This is a genomic window from Psychrobacter sp. W2-37-MNA-CIBAN-0211, from assembly GCF_040309405.1.
In the GTDB taxonomy this organism is placed as follows: domain Bacteria; phylum Pseudomonadota; class Gammaproteobacteria; order Pseudomonadales; family Moraxellaceae; genus Psychrobacter; species Psychrobacter glaciei.
Map to the genome: position 1 here is coordinate 1 of NZ_JBEOOU010000480.1, position 245 is coordinate 245.

Genomic DNA, 245 nt, shown 5'->3' on the forward strand with positions numbered 1-245 from the left:
GGGCAATCTCATAATAACGCCGATAGACAGGCGGGAAATCGCGCTCATCACGCACCGCAATATGGCGGGCACTAAAGCGAACTTTAGATACAGGCTGATGCTGATGGGCAACTCCTTGGCTATGCTCCCAAGCATCTTGGCTGTGGTCGATAAACAATCGCACCGCGCCCACGCGCTTAGCAATCGCTCGACCACCTGCTTTTAGGCGACCATATTCCAAAAAACTACCAATGACAAAGCTACCT

Annotated in this window: 1 protein-coding gene; it reads right to left on the reverse strand. The window is 51.8% G+C overall.

Annotation, left to right across the window (positions count from 1 at the left end):
* On the reverse strand, positions 1-245 hold a 245-nt coding region (locus tag AAEY72_RS15970), incomplete at both ends, for a hypothetical protein (RefSeq protein WP_352311636.1).